Origin of the sequence: Bradyrhizobium sp. PMVTL-01, from assembly GCF_051861855.1 — a bacterium.
GTDB lineage: Bacteria > Pseudomonadota > Alphaproteobacteria > Rhizobiales > Xanthobacteraceae > Bradyrhizobium.
Genome location: NZ_CP193982.1, coordinates 2,088,098 through 2,106,527 on the forward strand (window position 1 = coordinate 2,088,098; position 18,430 = coordinate 2,106,527).

The window sequence follows — 18,430 nt, forward strand, 5'->3', positions numbered from 1 at the left end:
GAGATCGCTACTGAGCCCGTTTTTGGACCACGCCAGGGGCCCTTGTCACCAAGGATGGGCGGCGCCGACGCCCCTAAATGACAAAATGATCGAGAAAACATGCGACCAATAGGCTCTCGGACCGCTTCATCAACGTTCGCCTGTCACGCGCAGGAGGCTGTATGGTCCGCGCTTGAGGCGAGAAGGTTCGGGCCCTGACCGCCGCTTGTTGTAGAGCCGACCAGCTGATCGCTGCGCGTCGCAAGAGGGCTGCACGCCAGCGGAGCAGGTGGGAACTCCGCCGGCGTCCGATTTTCGAAACTTCAGGAATTGACGAGTAAGTCGCGCGACATGCTGCTCAGCGACTTCGCGCCCTTTTCGGTCACGCGGACAGTTTCGCTAAAGATGTAACCGTCATCTTTTTCCCAAATGCCGATAAGGAGGTGGAAAGTCATGTTAGGCTGAACGATGGTTTCGTCTCCCTCCTGAAAGCTTGGTCCGCCGTCGGTCCAGTCGATGCCGATAGAGTAGCCAATTCTGGATTCTTTACGCACGCCACGCGGATTAAAGACAGCTCGGAAGGCTCGCTCGACGTCGCCGCATTTCGCTCCGGGCCGGATCGCATCGAACGCAGCGAGGAAGCCATCGAGGCAAGCCTGGTGCACATGCCGCGACCGAGCAGATGGTTCACCCAAAAAGACCGTTCGTGATAACCCGCAGCAATAACGGTGACGGAAGGCACCAAGCTCGAAATTGGTCTGACAATCTAGCTTATAGTTTCCATCGGACCATTTGATATGCGGCGCATTGGCGGGAGAGCCAACCGGCATCGTAAGAGGAAATCGGTTGGCTCCGCCCGGAAATTCGGGGGTGCCCGCGGACAACGCATGGTTGACGGCGGCAGCGACGTCGCATTCGCGGGCACCAACAGCGATTGCGAGTCGGCCGGCCTGCATGGCTTTGTCCGCGATCTTTCCGGCCTGTTCCATATAGGCAAGCTCGGCCGGCGACTTCACTGCCTTAAGCGCGGCAATCATTCCATCGGCATCCATAGACTTAGATAAATCCAAGTTGTTGCTCAAGGCGGCATGAGACTTCACCCCGAACAACCTGGCGGTCAGTTCGACGCCGATGCGGTTCGACTTGGTGCGCTGGCGGATCATGTCGCCAATCGGCTGCCATGCCGTTCGTTCGCTCGAACCGATGTATTTCTCCGGGTAACTGAGAATGCGTGATTGCGGCAGGTATGAGCTGGCCGCTGCGCATAAGATGTCCATTTCGCGCAAGAGCAGCCACGGATCTTCCTCCTCCTGACACACGAGAGCGAGCTGCGGAACATAATCCGAAAAGCCCTCGTAGCCAGTGAGATAATTCATATTCGATTCGTTCAGGACTAAGAGTGCATCCACCCCTGCTTTGGCCATTCGCTCACGCAGTCGCGCCGTGCGTTCGCGATACTCTTGTTGACCAAATGCGGGCATAGGTATTTCTCCTGTGTAGGGCGTGATCCGATGGCACCAACATAAGCCCGTTTTTGAGCCGACTTTGCGTAAATCGACAGGTAAGGAGCCAAAATCCTGCGATCGGCTCGGAGAATGCGAGGCTTTCCGTACTCTATATGCGCCCTCATAGTGTTAGTTGCGGAAATGAACGTTCTTGGGAGGCCGGCATCTGCCCTTGGCCTCACACGTCGAATTTACAGCGCCGACTGTCATATGAAATCAGCCTCCGTGGGTCTTCCTCACCAACGACGAGGCCTTTCCATAAACGCATGTCTTTCTCTCTGGGAAGAGCAAGCGTGAATGGGAGAACGCGGGCGTAGAATCGAATTCCAGCTAAGATTCGGGAGAAGGTGCAGGATTTCTGCGCCATTTGCCGCTACATCGAGGAAAATGGGCTCTTTGGCCGGTTATTCTTGGTGCCAAGTCGCGCGGTTGCTTGTATGTACGCGAGATTGGGTCAGCGAGCGGCGCTCTATGAGATTGTGGGGGCAGCCATCGCCGGTGAACGAGCGTCAGTCTAGAGCGGTTGCGCGTCAGTAAAAAGTCCTGCGCGGGAAATCGTATCTGTTTTAGAGGTGGCGGAGCTTTGTTTGCTTAGCGGCTGTCTTGCTGGCGCGATGTCCAAAGTGTTTGGGAGGCGAGCGCATGGTTGAGGTCGTTGTGAAGATCGAGTGGCGGTCAAAACGAGATCGCCGCAAATCTGCGGACCGGCGGCCGAAGTGTTCCTTCCACGCCCGCGGCGTGGGACGCGTCGTGCGCGGCTTCGAGAGGCCTGCGTACTTTCTCGTATGCCAGTTGGGCTGATGCGAATTAAGACGACGGTGTGGTTCGATAAAATGCGCTATTCCGGTTTCACTCTGCTAGCTCAAGCCTTGAAGGGCCATACTGGCTGGCGGCCGGCTTGGCGAGACGTTTCACCCAAGTCCGCGTACGATGTCCTGATCATCGGCGGTGGGGGGCATGGTCTTGCAACTGCCCATTATCTTGCTAGTCGCTATGGCATCAACAATGTAGCCGTGATCGAGAAGGGGTACATCGGCTCCGGCAATGTGGGCCGCAACACGACGATCATTCGGTCTAACTATCTGCTACCTGGAAACACCCCTTTCTACGAATTGTCGATGAAGCTCTGGGAAGGGCTAGAGCAAGAGCTGAACTACAATGCGATGGTCAGCCAGCGTGGGGTGCTAAACCTCTTCCATTCCGATTCTCAGGGTGATGCCTTTGCGCGGCGTGCGAATGCGATGCGTCTTGCTGGTGTCGATGCCGACCTTATGAATCTCGAGCAGGTGCGCGCAATCCTGCCCTTTCTCGACTACAAGAGCGGGCGCTTTCCCATTCGAGGTGGTCTGCTTCAGAGGCGTGGCGGCACCGCTCGCCATGATGCGGTTGCATGGGGCTACGCGCGGGCTGCCGACAGCCGCGGGGTCGACATCGTGCAGAATTGCGAGGTGACCGGTATTGTTGTGGTGGATGGCCGCGTCACTGGGGTCGAGACTACGCGTGGGCAGATCAAGGCAAAAAAAATCGCGCTCGCTGTTGCAGGCAACTCTTCGCGAGTTGCCGCTATGGCGGGGATGCGTCTACCGATTGAAAGTCATGTCCTTCAGGCATTTGTCTCTGAGGGACTCAAGCCTCTCATTGATTGCGTGGTTACCTTTGGTGCCGGGCACTTCTATGTCAGCCAGTCGGACAAGGGTGGGCTCGTCTTTGGCGGCAATATCGACGGCTATAACTCTTACGCCCAGCGCGGAAATCTCCCGGTTATTGAAGATGTAATGGAAGCAGCAATGGCTTTATGGCCTGCCTTGGGCCGAGTGAGGCTGCTGCGTCACTGGGGCGGCATCATGGATATGTCGATGGACGGCTCGCCGATCATTGATCATGCGCCGGTTCAAGGGCTCTACCTTAACGCGGGCTGGTGCTATGGCGGCTTCAAAGCGACACCGGCCTCCGGCTTGTGCTTTGCTCACTTGATCGCCAGCGACGTTTCGCACCCCGTGGCAGCAGGATACCGGCTCGACCGCTTTGCCACCGGCCGTCTGCTCGACGAGAGAGGCGTGGGTGCTCATCCGAGCCTGCAATGATAGGTCCTCAGTAAAATGCGCATTGCTTGTCCCCATTGCGGGCTACGCGACGTTCAGGAATTTGTTTATCTAGGCGACGCGACCCCGCAGCGCCCCGATGGGCTCGCTGCAACGGAAGCTGCGATGTTCGAGTACGTTTATCTGCGCGACAATCCGCGGGGACCTCTTGATGAACTATGGTATCATGGCGTCGGCTGCCGTGCTTGGCTTGTCGTGCGCCGTGATACGTTGACCCACGCGATCGACTATGTAGAGGCCGCTAAGAGTCGAAAACCGAGAGCTGCGGCATGAGCAAGCAGCTGTACCGTGTCTCCAGCGGCGGTCTGATCGACCGTGCCCGGGCTCTCAGTTTCCGCTTCGATGGCAAGAGCTATGATGGGTTCGCCGGGGACACCCTGGCTTCCGCGCTACTCGCCAACGGCGTGCGCCTTTTCGGCCGATCTTTCAAGTATCATCGGCCCCGCGGTCTTTTGTCGGCCGGCCCTGAGGAACCGAACGCCTTGGTCGAGCTGCGCACCGGCGCACGCCGTGAGCCCAACTCGCGAGCGACCGTGGTCGAACTATTCCAGGACCTTGAGGCGACTAGCCAGAACCGCTGGCCATCGCTCGGGTTTGATGTCCTATCGTTAAATGGCCTCGCTGCGCCCGCATTGGTTGCCGGCTTCTACTACAAAACGTTCATGTGGCCGGCGACTTTTTGGGAGAAGCTCTATGAGCCGCTGATCCGCCGCGCCGCTGGATTAGGGCGGGCCGCCGAGCTTGAGGACCCCGACCACTACGACAAGGCATTTGCATTCTGCGACGTTCTGGTGATTGGTGCCGGCCCGGCCGGCCTGTCCGCAGCCCTGGCGGCGGGCCGCAGTGGCGCCCGTGTTATAATCTGCGATGAGGATTTTCGGCTCGGTGGGCGTCTGCTCGCCGAAAGACGCGAGATTGATGGAGGCGGGGCTGGCGATTGGCTCGCCGCAATATTGGCCGAACTCGCGAGTCTTTCCGAAGTCCGCATCATGCCGCGCACCGGCGTGTTCGGGCTCTATGACCATGGTATCTATGGCGCCGTCGAACGCGTTAATGACCACGTCGCCGTGCCGCCAGCGCATCAACCGCGGCAGCGTGGCTGGCGAATTTATGCGAAGCGGGCAATCCTCGCCGCCGGCGCGCTCGAACGCCCGATCGTCTTTCCGGGCAATGACCGGCCGGGCGTTATGCTGAGCGGCGCCGTACGCGCATACGTCAATCGTTTCGGAGTTTTGCCTGGCCGCGAAGCCGTTGTTTTTACTGCGGGTGACGGGGGCTGGGCAACTGTGCGCGATCTCACGGAGGCCGGCGCCCATGTTGCCGCGATCGTCGATGCGCGCAGCGAGATCAATCCTGAGTTCAAGACGATGGCCCTACGTGTCGGTGCACGCGTGTTCGCAGGCAGTGTCGTGGAAGCGACTCATGGCGGCCACGCCTTACACAGCGTCACCGTCCGTGACGCTTCCGGCAAACGCGCGAGACTGGCCTGCGATTTACTTGCGGTTTCAAACGGCTGGAACCCGACGCTTCACCTCACGTCGCACCAGAACGGCAAGCCAGTTTGGGAGGAGACGATCCAAGCCTTCGTGCCGGGCCGGCTGCCGCCAGGTCTCGCGGTCGCCGGCAGCGCCGCTGGCCGCTTCACGCTCGCCGAAGCACTACAAGACGGCGCACGGCTCGGCCGCGAGGCGGCAGTCGAGGTCGGTTTCGCTGCGGCCGCAGCCGATCCCGTCCCCGCTACCGATGCGGAGACGGACGGCTTGGCCCCTGTCTGGCGCGTGCGAGGTAACAGAGGTAAAGCCTTCGTCGATTTGCAGAACGACGTGACCGATAAGGACGTTGAGCTCGCGGCGCGGGAAGGCTTCCGCTCGGTCGAACACCTCAAGCGCTACACAACACTCGGCATGGCGACCGACCAAGGGAAGACATCGAATCTCGCCGGTCTCGCTATAATGGCCGAGCAAGTGGGCAAAGCGATCCGCGAGACCGGTACGACCACCTTCCGACCGCCTTACACGCCGGTAGCTATTGGTGCGCTCGCGGGGCATCATCGAGGTAAGGAGTTCCGGCCGGTGCGCCTGGCGCCGACCCATGATTGGTCGCGCAAGCAGGGGGCCGTTTTTGTCGAGACCGGCCAATGGCTGCGTGCGCAATACTATCCCAAACCCGGCGAGCAGGATTGGCTGGCTACGATCAACCGCGAGGTGCTTACCACCCGCAGCGGTGTCGGCCTTTGCGATGTCTCGACCCTTGGCAAGATCGACATTCAGGGCAACGACGCAGCCGAATTCTTGGAGCGCGTGTACATTAATGGCTGGAAGACACTCCCGATCGGCAAGGCTCGGTACGGAGTGATGCTGCGCGAGGACGGCTTCGTTATGGATGACGGTACCACCTCGCGCCTCGGTGAAAATCACTTTCTGATGACCACCACGACAATCAATGCAGCCAAGGTGATGCAGCATCTCGAGTTCTGCCATCAGGTGCTTTGGCCGGGGCTTGACTTGCGGATGGTCTCTGTCTCGGAACAATGGGCGCAGGCAGCGGTGGCAGGTCCAAGATCGCGCGAAGTCCTACGCCGTGTGGTTGATGCTAAGCACGACATTTCCAACGAGGCGTTCCCATATCTCGCCGCAGGCGAAATCACCGTGGGTGGGGGAATCCCCGCACGGCTGTTCCGGATTTCCTTTTCGGGCGAGTTGGCCTATGAGCTCGCGGTCCCGGCCGACTATGGCGATGCGATGATGCACGCCTTAATGGCGGCGGGAGAGCCGTATGGCATCACACCGTATGGTTTGGATGGGCTTAACGTGATGCGCATCGAGAAAGGTCATGCCATCGGCACCGAACTGAATGGTCAAACCACAGCCCGTGACCTTGGACTCGGCAAGATGATGTCGTCTAAGAAAGACTTCATCGGCCGCCTCATGGCAAAGCGGGAAGCACTCGTACAAGCTGATCGGCCGAGTCTTGTGGGTTTCCGGCCAGTCGATACGAACAATCGTCTGTGGGCGGGCGCGCATTTCATCGGCATCGGGCGTGCGGCTAAGACAGAAAATGACGAGGGCTACATGACCTCCGTGGCTTATTCGCCCAATCTGAAGCACTGGATCGGTCTTGGTTTCTTGAAGAATGGGCCAACTCGCATTGGCGAGCGCATCCAGGCAGTTGACCCAGTCCGCAATGGCGAGGTTGAGGTCGAGGTTTGCTCACCCATCTTTTTCGATCCTGAAGGTACCCGTCTCCATGGCTGAGCAAGCTACGTCCATTTGGCGCCCGCGCAGTGCGTGGGCAGGTATCGTCGATGCGGGCCAGATTGGTGCTGTCGCCAAGGCAGAGGTCACCGTATTGACCTTGGAGGATATGGGGTTCGCAACCTTGATCGTACCACCCGGCTCGACCGACCTGGCGAGTGCCACCAAACGGATGATCGGTCTCGATCTACCTAAGAAAACTTTCGTTTCGCTCTCGAGCACGCACGGTGTTGCCTGGGCAGGGGCGGATCAGTGGCTCCTCTTTGCACGCGGACAAGCCGGCTTCGCTGACCTCCTCAAGTTATTTTCGGATCATGCTGCTGTCAGCGACCAGAGCCACGCTCGCGCAGCACTAAGATTATCTGGTCCCCGAGTGCGGGAGGTTCTAGCGAAGGGTTCGATGGTCGATCTACATCCATCCGCTTTTCCCGTAGGCGCAACCGCACTGACGAGCTTTGCGCACGTCGATGTGCAGTTGTGGCGGACGGACGACGGACCGGAGGGGCCAATATTTGAGATCTTGGTCCCGCGCAGCATGGCCGCCAGCTTTTGCGCGTGGTTTACCGCTTCGGCAGCGGAGTTTGGTTGCCGGATTCATCGTCGCGATTGACCCTCATGTGTCGCGATCCCTCTTACTCCATCTTCCTTCAACCTCATTTACGAGAGGCCGCCATTGGCGGCGAGTGGCATGTCTGATCGTTCTATGATTCTCTCTTTGTCGTGCCCCGATCGCCCTGGCATCGTCTCGGCGGTATCAAGTCTTTTGTTCGAAGCTGGTTGCAATATTCTGGACGCTCAGCAGTTCGACGATACCGAAACGGACCGGTTCTTCATGCGCGTGGTATTCTGCCGCCTCGATCAATCGAAATCAGAGGCCGAAGTTGTCGCTCTAATAGAGGATCTTGCTAAGCGCCTCGGTATGACGTTCACTCTGCGGCAGAGTTCCGCAAAAAAGCGCGTAATGCTGCTGGTTTCCAAGTTCGACCATTGCCTAGCAGATTTGCTCTACCGATGGCGAATTGGCGAGTTGCCGATGGAGGTGACCGCGATCGTTTGTAATCACGGCCGCGAGCATTTGGCCTTTTCCGATCTGGGTGATCTGCCATTCTATCATTTGCCAATCACTAAGCAGACGAAGATGGAGCAGGAAGCTCGAATTTGGGAGCTCGTTCAGCAGACCAATACTGACCTTGTTGTACTCGCGCGTTACATGCAGATACTTTCGGACGGTTTCTCGGCTAAGCTGTCGGGGCGCTGCATTAATATACATCACTCGTTTCTGCCAGGTTTTAAGGGCGCCAAGCCCTATCATCAGGCCCATGAGCGGGGCGTTAAGTTGATCGGTGCGACAGCGCATTATGTGACCTCCGATCTCGACGAAGGGCCTATTATTGAGCAAGATGTCGAACGAATTACGCATCGCGACACGCCTGACGATCTAGTCCGCAAGGGCCGCGACATCGAACGCCGTGTGTTGGCTAGTGCAGTGCGCCATCACCTTGAGGATCGCGTGATACTGAATGGCAGGAAAGCTGTCGTGTTTACGGGCTGAGGGGAGCTGGCTGCGGAGGACCCATACCTGTTAGTCTGGCTCGAACACTTCGTCGCAACTGAAAGCCTGCAAGCTGCAGCCCTACATCTCGCGGTGAGGCAGCGAGATCCAGTTCCAGCAATCGGTGCGTTTCGTTCCTAAGTTGGGATGCGGAGCCTTGGCTCGCGCAGGAGGTGTTGCCGCAACAAGCGAGGACCGTTCAAAGCACGAGACCGAGTTCGAGCCGGTGAAGGTTGATTGAGGCTGTTGCGCCAAACTGCTCTATTCAGCCCAACATCGTCTTCCATCTTCTTATGGGCATTAGCGAGACCGTCTGCGTGGCCGAGAGCGACGCAAACTCTCTGGGCAGCATGCCGCGCGACCTACTGGTCAACGACCGATGTCCAGTCACGCGCGTAGAAGGCGCGCAAGCCGACATCGATCTCGCGTCGGAGGAAGATGGAGGTCAGCCGCAGCCAATGGAGAGCGCTCATCGAATGACTCTCTGTGCATTCTGGTATCCTGCGGGTAGACCTTGCGGAGTTCTATCTGAGCACCGTTGCCGTAGTGAGAGGCTACTTAACTGGAGAGTTGCGCAGGAAGGGTTGAGCGGGCATGCTCGATGAGACGAGGTTTCTGAACAAAGCCCAGTGCCCATGCTCCGCGTTCTGGCGCGAGTATGGCCCGGGGAACCGGCGTTTGGGCGCATCGCGGTGGCAAGCGAATAGACGAGCTTGTCAAGGCGTTCTTCACGTCAGGTCGCGGTGAGCCTGACACGGCCGCCGATCGGGTCACCTGCGAAGCGGGATCCGCGTATCAAGTCTAAAGGCCTGAGCGGCCTCATAAAGGTGTTCGTCGCACAGTCGGGGAGCAAGGCCATGATGCTGCACTGTCGAGCGCGGAATTCGGTTTTGAGAAGCGCTCACGATCTCACACAAAGAAAAATTCCACAAATGGGCATAACATGCAGTATTTCAGCTGTTTAGGGCCAAAACCCGAGGAAACTCGGCGCGTCGGTGCCTGTAAGATCACTGTCCTGTGATCCTGTTGTTAGCACGTCGCGCGAGTGCGCCACCAGCGAGGTTGAAGCGTTTTTCGTTGAGCGATCGGTAGGTGAGGCGGCGAAGTTGGGGACATGCAGAATATGTTGCTTGAAGTAGGTGAGCGGTTTGGCAAGGCCGATCAGCGCGGTCACGCAGAAGACTTGTCCCAATTCGAGCACGTGCGTCGCAAGCATATCGGCCGCTATTTCGGCGCTGCCGTGGTTCTCGCGATAGTATTTTGGATCGTTCGGGCATTCGCCCATGGGCAGATCGAATGGTCTGTTAGCTGGCAATACCTCACGGCGCGGACCGTCCTGCTCGGGCTCGGCAATACCGTCCTGCTGGCAGTTCTGGCAATGCTGCTCGGGATTGTGCTGGGCGTAATCGTCGCGATCATGCGGTTTTCGGCCAATCCGATCATCAATTGGGCGGCGCTCGCTTACGTCTGGCTCTTTCGCGGCGTTCCTTCATTGCTGCAGCTGCTCTTGTGGTTCAACCTCGCGCTGGTGTTTCCAACTATTGGAATTCCAGGGTTGTTCGAGTGGCGCACGGTCGATGTGATGACGCCATTTTTTGCGGCATTGCTCGGGCTGGGGATCAATCAGGGGGCATATACATCGGAGGTGGTGCGTGCCGGTCTGCTGTCGGTCGATGATGGGCAATATGAAGCAGCCAGCGCAATTGGCATGCATCGTCTTCAGGCGTTGCGCCGAATAATCCTGCCTCAAGCCATGCGGGTCATTCTGCCGCCGATCGGCAACGAATTTATCGGCATGGTGAAGTGGACGTCGCTGGCGAGCGTCATCCAGTTTTCCGAGGTGATGTATGCGTCGGAGAGCATCTACTACGTGAATAACAGGGTCATTGAGCTGCTTTTTGTCGCGGCATTTTGGTACCTGGTCATTGTCACGGTGCTGTCTTTCCTGCAGGGGCGGGTGGAGCGGTATTTCGCCCGTGGGGCAGGACGTGCTTCTCAGTCGCGCTAACCGGGGGAAAGAGATGAATCCCATCCTTAAGGCCATTGACGTGCGCAAGTCATATGGCTCGTTCGAGGCGCTTAGGGGCATCGACCTGGAGATTAACCGCGGCGAGGTTCTGTGTCTGATCGGCCCATCGGGATCGGGGAAGAGCACGTTCCTGCGCTGCCTCAATCAGCTGGAGATCATCAATGGCGGAGCCTTGTGGATCAATGGGGAGTTGGTCGGTTATCGTCGTGTAGGCCAAAAGCTATACGAACTCTCGGAACGCGAGATCGCAAGGCAGCGACTTGCGACGGGCATGGTCTTTCAACGGTTCAACCTGTTTCCGCACAAGACGGCCCTGCAGAACGTTGTCGAAGGGCCAACTCAAGTGCTCAAGGTAGAACCCAGGCAAGCCGAAGCGGCGGGTCGTGAATTGCTCGATCGTGTCGGCCTCGCGGACAAACATGACGCATACCCGATCGAGCTCTCTGGCGGGCAACAGCAGCGTGTGGCAATCGCCCGCGCGCTCGCGATGAAGCCGGCGCTCATGCTGTTTGATGAACCCACTTCTGCACTGGATCCCGAACTGGTCGGCGAGGTGCTCGCCGTGATGCGCGATCTCGCCCGCTCGGGCATGACCATGGTCGTCGTTACGCACGAACTCGGCTTCGCGCGCGAAGTCGCAAACCGCGTCCTGTTCATGGATCATGGGCTGGTGGTCGAAAGTGGACCTCCCGAGCAGATCCTGGGAAGCCCGACGCACGCCCGCACTCAAGAGTTCATCTCAGCAGTGTTAAGTTGATCGAGCGCACAGTGAAGTCGTTCGAATGACGTAAAGGAGTCCACATGTCGAGTAAAATCAACCTTCGTCGCGTGTTGAGCGGACTCCCGCTGGCAGCAGGCTTCGTCATCGGCACAGTACACGCGGAGGACGTGAACAAGGTCATTAATGCGGCGCACATTAGTACTTACTACCCGCCGTTGGAATTTAAGGATCCAAAATCGGGCGAGCTGGTGGGATTCGCTATCGACCTCTTCGAAGCTATGGCCAAAAGAGTAGGCGCGAAAGTCAATTGGAGTGGCTCCAGCTTCGCCGAGCTAACTAGCTTTGCTCCCCTAAAAACCGGACGCGTAGATATCTACGCGTCGGGAGCGATGACGGACACGCCCGAGAGGCGCGAGAACGGTGTGAGTTTCCTTGACTTCGTTTACGAACCTTACTTCTTTTTTACGCTCAAGGCGAACGCGGAACAATTTAAGAGCCTAGATGCCTTGTGCGGAAAACGCGTAGCCACGACGCGCAGTAGCACAATGACGACCGGCCTTGTCAATAAATGGAGCGAGGAGACTTGTGCGAAGGCTGGTAAACCTGCTGTGGTTCAGGTTGGTGCCACGGGCTCAGCAGAAGAAGAATTGATGTTGAAGCAGGGACGTGTCGACGCCGCTGTTGCCGGCGTAGGTCCAATAGCACATGCAAATCAGCTCGAGGGCAACACATACATTACGCTTGGAAAGCCCTTGAACAAGAACATGTATGGTATGGCGTTCCCGAATGAGAAAAAGGAGCTTGGAGAAGCGCTTAAGAAGGCGCTGGACGAGCTGATAGCCGATGGCACTTATGTCAAGCTGCTACAAAAATGGGGGCTGCCTGTAGATGACAGCTCGATCGGACCAACATCGTCTATCAATGCGGGTCCAATCCTTCCGAAATAAGCGACCGGTCGCTGGTGGTGAGCGCGCACCTATCACGCGCATCTAGATCAAGCGAACGCTTGCTCAAAAAGGAGGAATTATGCAGGCTAGGACGTCAGGTCTCACCACCGCTTTTGCTGAGGTGTTACAGAATGTCGCGACAACAGCATTGCCGCCCGATGGTGTGCAAGCGGCCAAGCAGCGCATCCTTGATGCGCTGAGTGTGACCTTTGATGGATTGGACGAGCGGGCATCGTAGGTCGCTTTTCGCTCAGTAAGTCCATCGGATGGTTCGTGCACCAATCGGGCGCAGTGCAACTGTTACCGCGGCAGATGCACCGTTTGTGAACGCTGTTGCGAGTCACGTCACCGGTCAGGCGGATTGTGGTGGCGGAGGTCATCCGGGAACTTTCGTGGTTCCTGTATCGCTCGCGGTCGGCGAGCAGCGTCGGCGTTCCGGTAGAGAGGTATCGGCCGCGATTGCTGTTGGCTACGAAGCAACGCAGCGAATGCAGGTCGCCGTAGGTGCGGCGACGCCTTCGAACGGCTTTCGGGCAGTCCCGACGATTGGGTTTCGGGGCCGTTGCGTCCGCGTCAGTTTTGTCTGGTTTTGATATTGGAAGATTTGCGACAGCTCTCAACTTCGCTGCGGACATGGCTGGCGGGTGTTACCAGTGCTTTCGTGACGGCACTATGGAGGGCCACTTTCACTCAGGCCATGCAGCTCGCGCGGGGATCATCGCCGCTGCTCTTGCTGGAGCTGGTGGTGAGGCGTCGCCAGGCGCGCTCGATGGCCCGGATGGGTTCTTCAGTACCTTCGCGCGCGGCCAATACGATGCCCGCCCTTTGACAGAAAAAACGACAGAGCTCGCAATCCTTCGCGCGCGCTCCAAGCCGTTCTCCGCTTGTGCGGTCAATCAAGACACGATGCTTGTGATCCGCTCGCTACAGCCCGCCGGCTTTGCGCCATCTGACATTGAACGCGTCAAGCTGACCCGACCTGCAAGAGGATGGAATGGCTTGGACACGCCTGGAGTCATGGCTGACCCTCCTTGTCAAAATATTCTCCAGGCCATGAGTCGGCGAAGTTCGCTTCCAGTGCTGCACCTCTCGGCAAACCCGTCACGGAGCTGCGGTACTTTCGAGAGTCACATTCGGGAACCCGGATGTTGAGGAAGTCGCACGCAAGACGACGGTGCTCGGCGATCCGACAGATGCTGACGCAATTACGGTTGAAGCGTATCCGCGACTTCGCGGCGCCACTCGAAGCGTGTGCGATGTAGTGGGCAGCCTGGAGTCTGCGCCTGATATTGGCAAGCTTATGCAGCTTCTCCGAGCATAGCGCTATCGATGGGGCCGAGCGCAAGAAGACATTTCGAAGACGATGACGGAGAAACTTCTCGCAAAGCTTCCGGAAAAGACGAGGTCTCGGTCGGGGATCTTGTTACAGCGAAGATCGATGTCACTCGATGACGATCTATTCTCAGCCAGTCTGGTTTCCTAGAGCGGTTCACGGATTTATTGAATCGGAAGGGATTCCGGGTCTGCCCCGTGGGTCGGTCAAAATCCCCCGGGTATGGTCACTTGAAACTCCCCCACCTGATGTTCACCGTCAGCGCCGCTGAACAGCGGTAGCCGGTCAGGCAGGACGTTTATTTTCGGTCCCTTTAGCCAGCAAGGGGCCGGGGAGTTGAACGTCTTGAAGCCACACCTGCAAAGCACGGTATTTACGCTACTCGATCGCAACGCCAGCCAGCGCGAGATCCACAGGCTGACGGGGATCGATCGCAAGACGATCCGGCGTTACCGGGCGCTGCGGGCCGGTGCGGAGGCAAATTCGCGACTACCGGCCCGGTGAGCGTGGACGGCCAAATTCCTCCACCCCGACCACCGGCTTCTGGGGCATCAGGAGCGACGGTCACCAGCAGCCTGGCCCGTTCGGCTTGCGAACCGCATCGGACGTGGATCGAAGAACAGGTCCGCCTGAAGCGGAATGCGCAGGCGATTTACCAGGACCTTGTCGATCATTTTGGCTTTCCGTCCAGCTACCAGAGCGTCAAGCGGTTTGTGCGCACGTTGCGACACAGCGATCCCGAGCAGTTTGATCGACTTGAGTTCCTGCCCGGCGAGGAGGCCCAGGTCGACTATGGCGAGGGCGCTCTGACGATTGATCCCAGGAGCGGCCGGTACCGCCGTCCCCGCCTGTTCGTGATGACGCTGCGCTACTCGCGGCGCAGCTTCCGGCGGGTGGTCTGGAAGTCCAGCCAACACGTCTGGGCGCAGCTCCACGAAGAGGCGTTCCGGTATTTTGGCGGGGTCCCCAGCTATGTCGTGCTCGACAATCTGAAGGAAGGCGTCCTCAAGCCGGATTTGTACGAGCCCGAGCTCAACCCGATTTACAGCGCGATGCTGGCTCATTACGCCGTGGTCGCCGATCCCGCGCGTGTGGCCGATCCCAATCGGAAAGGATGCGTCGAGAGTGCGATTCAACATACCCAGGGCACCGCGCTGGCCGGACGGCGCTTCGAGACACTGGAAGCCCAGAACGAGTTCTTGAGGCACTGGGAGGAGAATTGGGCCTCCAAGCGCATCCACGGCAGCACGCGTCGTCAGGTCGAGGCGATGTTCCAGGAGGAGAAGCCACACCTGCGGCCGTTGCCAGTGGCTGCCTTCCGCATCTTCACCGAGGTCGTTCGGACCGTCTGCGACGATACCACCGTGCGTGTTGATAGCAGCTATTACGCCGCGCGGCCTGCGCCCATCGGCAGTCAGGTCGTGGTGCGGATCTACGCCTCCACGATCGAGATCCGTGATCGCCACACCCATGCGCTGCTGCGTGTTCATCCCCGGATGACGCACTCCGGTTCTGTCGTCCTGCCGACCAGCGAACGGCCGTTCAATCCGTCGCGGCAAACCGCCGTGCTGCTGGCGAGCGCCGAGCGCATCGGGCCGCAGACCAGGGCGCTGTGCCAGCAAGTGTTCGACACCGAGGGGCGCCCCGGACAGCGCGCGATGTGGGGCATTGTCGGGCTGGGCCGGAAGTATCCGGCACGGCTGGTCGAGCAAGCCTGCGCGCACGCCGTCGAGAACCGCATCTACCGCTACAAGCACGTGCGTGCGACCGTCGAGCGGTTGTTCGAACAGGCGATCGCGCAGGTTGGAGCGACGCCACAGCCGGCATCGTCGCTCACCCAGGATCATCCGCTGATCCGCGCTCCAGCCGAATACGGCGATCTCTTCAGCCGTGCCGTGCGGCACGATGCCGGCGACAATGGCCGGCAGGCCGAGGCTCACGGCGACCGCACCCCTGCAACCCGCGCTCGTGGCGCCTGCGCAACCCCGGCCAGCTCCGGCGCCACGAGCGCTCCCGCGGCTTCTCACCTCACACTGGAGACCAAACCACATGATGACCATGCCGGAAATTGAGCGTTGCCTGCGACAGCTGCGCCTGTCGGGCGTTCGCGACACGCTGCAGACGCGCGTGCTGCAGGCGCAGGGCGCCAACCAGCCATTCCTCGAGACCTTCTCCCTGATCCTGCAGGACGAACTGGACCGTCGTCAGTCCCGCCTTATCGAGCGACGATACCAGCAATCCGGGCTCGACGAAAAACTGACGCTCGCCGAGTTCGACTGGACCTTCAATCCCAGATTGCCGCGCCAGACTTGCTTCCAGCTCCACACCCTGGCGTTCATTGCCGCCGGCGAAAACGCGCTGCTTGTCGGCAAACCTGGCACCGGGAAGTCCTACATCGCCAAGGCGATTGCCTATCAGGCGATCCTGCAAAGCCACAAGGTCCAGTATCTTGAGACCGACGACTTCTTCCACCGCTACGCCATGAACTCCCCGGCACAACGCGAGGTCCGGCTGCGAACCATCATCGACTGCGATCTCCTCGTGCTGGACGATCTGTTCCTCGCACGCGCCATCCCTGACGACGCCGGCGCATTGCTGCAGACCCTGATCCATCAGCGCTACAAACTGCGCCGCAGCGTCATCGTTACCTCCAATCGCGTCGTGCAGGACTGGGGGACATACCTGGGGGACAACACCATGAGCACGACGATCCTCGATCGCCTGATGCATCATTGCCATCTGCTTGAGTTCGACGGACGCAGCTATCGGCTCAAAGAGGCCGCTGAAACTCTTGCCCGGGAAACAAAGGCAAACTAACAATCACCATGTCCTGCCTCGCGGGTGGAGGAATTTGACTGACCATACCCGGAGGAATTTGAAGTGACCCGCGGGGGGTCTGGGACGAATATGATTCAAGATGCTGGCTGGGCTGGAGGCCAGCATCCGATGGTCCGACCAATTTCCAACGATTTGCGTAAGCGTGCGGTATCCGCTGTTGCCAAAGGTGAGAGCTGCCGATCTGTGGCGGAACGGTTTGGCGTTGCTGTCTCGTCAGTTGTGAAGTGGTCACAGCGTTATCGAACGACCGGCTCGGTAGCGCCTGGCAAGATGGGTGGTCACCGCAAGCCTGTGCTTGATCCGCACCGCGCCTTCATCGTCGAGCGGATCACTCAGACGCCGCACCTGACGCTGCATGGTCTGAAGGCGGAACTGGCAGCCCGTGGGGTCAAGGTCTCACACAATGCGGTCTGGCTGTTCCTGCGCCGGGAAGGGCTGCGGTTCAAAAAAAACACTGTTCGCCCTCGAACAGGCTCGCGCCGACGTCTCTCGTAGGCGCTTGCGTTGGCGAGCCTGGCAGGCCGGGCTCGATCCGGGCCGGCTCGTCTTCATCGATGAGACCTGGATCAAGACCAACATGGCCCCTTTGCGAGGCTGGGGACCCAAAGGGGCGCGCCTGCGCGGCTTCGCTCCGCACGGTCACTGGCGTACCCTCACATTCCTCGGCGCGCTCCGCCATGACCAACTCACGGCACCCTGCGTCTTCGATGGCCCGATCAACGGTGAATGCTTCCGTGGTTACGTAAAGCACATTCTCCTGCCAACCCTGCGTGAAGGCGACATCGTCATTCTCGACAATCTCGGAAGCCATAAGTCGAAAGCCGTCAGGCAAATGATCAAGGCTGCTGGCGCCAGACTCTGGTACCTGCCGCCATACTCGCCCGACCTCAACCCAATCGAACAGGCCTTCTCCAAGATCAAACACTGGATGCGGCAAGCTCAGAAGCGCTCAATCGAGGAGACTTGGCGCCATATCGGTCACCTCGTCCAAGACATCCAGCCTCGCGAATGCGCCAACTACTTCGCCAGCGCCGGTTATGCTTCAATCAAAATGTGAAACGCTCTAGGAACCAAACGTCCGCCGCCAGGCGGAAAGTTATCGTCCATTTCATCGACAAATAGGGATGGCAAGCGGCGGACGTGCAAAGCTGGCAGCTTGAAAGCTCTGAAGTCTTTTGATGCCAGGCTCGTTTTCGTAGTTAGCTACCGCTCGCCGGACTCCATTCTGGTCGCTGAGGCGGCCCTCCGCTCGCGACTTTAATCGCGGCCCACGCGGCAGACGCCGAGCTCATACGTTGTTGCGGATACTGCGGCTTGCGACCTGGTGCCTTTTAGATGAGTCCCGTGAACGGTTTGCGTATCAACCCGCGGACGAAGAACTCGATCAGCGAGGTATAGTCAAAGACCGGAATGCCGGTCGCCTGCTGGACTGCCCAGGCGTAGGGTGGCAAATCACCGCACTCGAGCAGCAACATCCCGAGGTCCGGGCGGTCATTGACCAGAGCTAGGGCGGTATCAACTACGTCCTTTTGGACCGCCTCGACGTCGAGATCGCCCCTGCCCTCATTCCACGTGGGGCCAAACACCGGAGTGTCCTCCAGTCCGGCGACGACCACTCTGCGCCCGAGGGTGTCCCGCAATCCGGCCGATTCCAAGATGTAAGGTTGCGTGAGTGCAGTCTTGCTTGCTGCAATAATGCCAAGCGCTTTGTCACGCGGAAGCATTCTTTCGAGGAATGGAGCGAGAAGCAGGCTCGATAGAAATACAGGTACGTCTACCGCCTCGCGGACCGCTTGCTGATATCGGATCGAATACCCGCAGCCGCAGGTGATCAGTTGTGCACCCTCGCGTACAAGCTCGGTCGCGGCCTGAACCACAGCCGATGTCAGTGCCTCGCCTTCCGGCCCAAAAATCCGGCTGACATTCATATTAGGAACTGTCTTGTAGCGTACGGGAACACTCCAAGTGGTGAAATTACCGGTGTCCCCAGGTATGTAGGGTCGGATACCAGATCCGGGCATGCGATCAAGCATCAAAATACCGACGGGCGCGCCGTGGGACGCCAGTCGCTGCTTCACCCAGGCTGGCCACGACTTACCTTGGCTTAGACGAGGATCGATCATGTGTATACCTTGCAGTAGTCTATCATCTAATGGGCGATAGTCATCTT

At 58.9% G+C, this 18,430-nt stretch carries 14 protein-coding genes and 1 pseudogene; 13 read left to right on the forward strand and 2 right to left on the reverse strand.

Annotated elements, in window-relative coordinates; all coding sequences use genetic code 11:
- Positions 1-302 precede the first annotated feature (302 nt).
- Positions 303-1,460: a M24 family metallopeptidase gene (locus ACRQ5Q_RS09490; RefSeq protein ID WP_439397357.1), complete on the reverse strand. Its 1,158-nt coding sequence runs from the start codon at positions 1,458-1,460 to the stop codon at positions 303-305.
- An 857-nt stretch (positions 1,461-2,317) separates the two neighbouring features.
- On the opposite strand from ACRQ5Q_RS09490, the gene ACRQ5Q_RS09495 reads away from it, so the two are divergent.
- The 13 genes and pseudogenes from ACRQ5Q_RS09495 (at position 2,318) to ACRQ5Q_RS09555 (ending at position 17,317) form a co-directional block, all read left to right on the forward strand.
- Positions 2,318-3,568, forward strand: a complete 1,251-nt coding sequence (locus ACRQ5Q_RS09495; protein WP_439399745.1) for a sarcosine oxidase subunit beta family protein — start codon at positions 2,318-2,320, stop codon at positions 3,566-3,568.
- Between the two features lie 15 nt (positions 3,569-3,583).
- Entirely contained in the window at positions 3,584-3,859 is a 276-nt protein-coding gene (locus tag ACRQ5Q_RS09500; RefSeq protein WP_439397358.1) for a sarcosine oxidase subunit delta, read from the forward strand.
- The gene (locus tag ACRQ5Q_RS09505) at positions 3,856-6,840 is read left to right on the forward strand and encodes a sarcosine oxidase subunit alpha family protein (protein WP_439397360.1); all 2,985 of its coding nucleotides are present in this window, start codon (positions 3,856-3,858) and stop codon (positions 6,838-6,840) included. Before ACRQ5Q_RS09500 ends, ACRQ5Q_RS09505 begins: the two co-directional genes overlap by 4 nt.
- The gene (locus tag ACRQ5Q_RS09510; protein WP_439397362.1) at positions 6,833-7,450 is read left to right on the forward strand and encodes a sarcosine oxidase subunit gamma; all 618 of its coding nucleotides are present in this window, start codon (positions 6,833-6,835) and stop codon (positions 7,448-7,450) included. The genes ACRQ5Q_RS09505 and ACRQ5Q_RS09510 overlap by 8 nt, the downstream gene beginning before the upstream one ends.
- A 78-nt stretch (positions 7,451-7,528) precedes the next feature.
- Positions 7,529-8,392 (forward strand): formyltetrahydrofolate deformylase, encoded by an 864-nt coding sequence (gene purU / locus ACRQ5Q_RS09515; RefSeq protein WP_439397364.1) that lies wholly within the window; start codon positions 7,529-7,531, stop codon positions 8,390-8,392.
- Between the two features lie 1,123 nt (positions 8,393-9,515).
- A complete protein-coding gene (locus ACRQ5Q_RS09520) occupies positions 9,516-10,400 on the forward strand; it encodes an amino acid ABC transporter permease (RefSeq protein ID WP_439399746.1) in 885 nt (294 codons plus the stop codon).
- 13 nt (positions 10,401-10,413) lie between these two features.
- On the forward strand, positions 10,414-11,178 hold the full coding sequence (locus ACRQ5Q_RS09525) for an amino acid ABC transporter ATP-binding protein (protein ID WP_439397366.1): 765 nt from the start codon (positions 10,414-10,416) through the stop codon (positions 11,176-11,178).
- A 44-nt stretch (positions 11,179-11,222) separates the two neighbouring features.
- Positions 11,223-12,089: a transporter substrate-binding domain-containing protein gene (locus tag ACRQ5Q_RS09530; RefSeq protein ID WP_439397368.1), complete on the forward strand. Its 867-nt coding sequence runs from the start codon at positions 11,223-11,225 to the stop codon at positions 12,087-12,089.
- A 266-nt stretch (positions 12,090-12,355) separates the two neighbouring features.
- Entirely contained in the window at positions 12,356-12,682 is a 327-nt protein-coding gene (locus ACRQ5Q_RS09535; RefSeq protein WP_439397370.1) for an MmgE/PrpD family protein, read from the forward strand.
- Positions 12,594-13,241: an MmgE/PrpD family protein gene (locus ACRQ5Q_RS09540; RefSeq protein WP_439397371.1), complete on the forward strand. Its 648-nt coding sequence runs from the start codon at positions 12,594-12,596 to the stop codon at positions 13,239-13,241. Before ACRQ5Q_RS09535 ends, ACRQ5Q_RS09540 begins: the two co-directional genes overlap by 89 nt.
- A 481-nt stretch (positions 13,242-13,722) precedes the next feature.
- A pseudogene (gene istA / locus ACRQ5Q_RS09545) lies at positions 13,723-15,494 on the forward strand (IS21 family transposase).
- Complete coding sequence (gene istB, locus ACRQ5Q_RS09550; RefSeq protein WP_271608671.1) at positions 15,472-16,239, forward strand: IS21-like element IS1631 family helper ATPase IstB; 768 nt, start codon at positions 15,472-15,474, stop codon at positions 16,237-16,239. The pseudogene istA and the gene istB overlap by 23 nt, the downstream one beginning before the upstream one ends.
- 129 nt (positions 16,240-16,368) lie before the next feature.
- A protein-coding gene (locus ACRQ5Q_RS09555; protein WP_439368321.1) for an IS630 family transposase occupies positions 16,369-17,317 on the forward strand; the annotation gives its coding sequence in 2 pieces (ribosomal slippage) (positions 16,369-16,704 and positions 16,706-17,317; 948 coding nt in all).
- Positions 17,318-17,591: 274 nt separating this feature from the next.
- Here ACRQ5Q_RS09555 and ACRQ5Q_RS09560 read toward each other — a convergent pair.
- Positions 17,592-18,383: an AroM family protein gene (locus tag ACRQ5Q_RS09560; RefSeq protein ID WP_439397373.1), complete on the reverse strand. Its 792-nt coding sequence runs from the start codon at positions 18,381-18,383 to the stop codon at positions 17,592-17,594.
- Positions 18,384-18,430 lie beyond the last annotated feature (47 nt).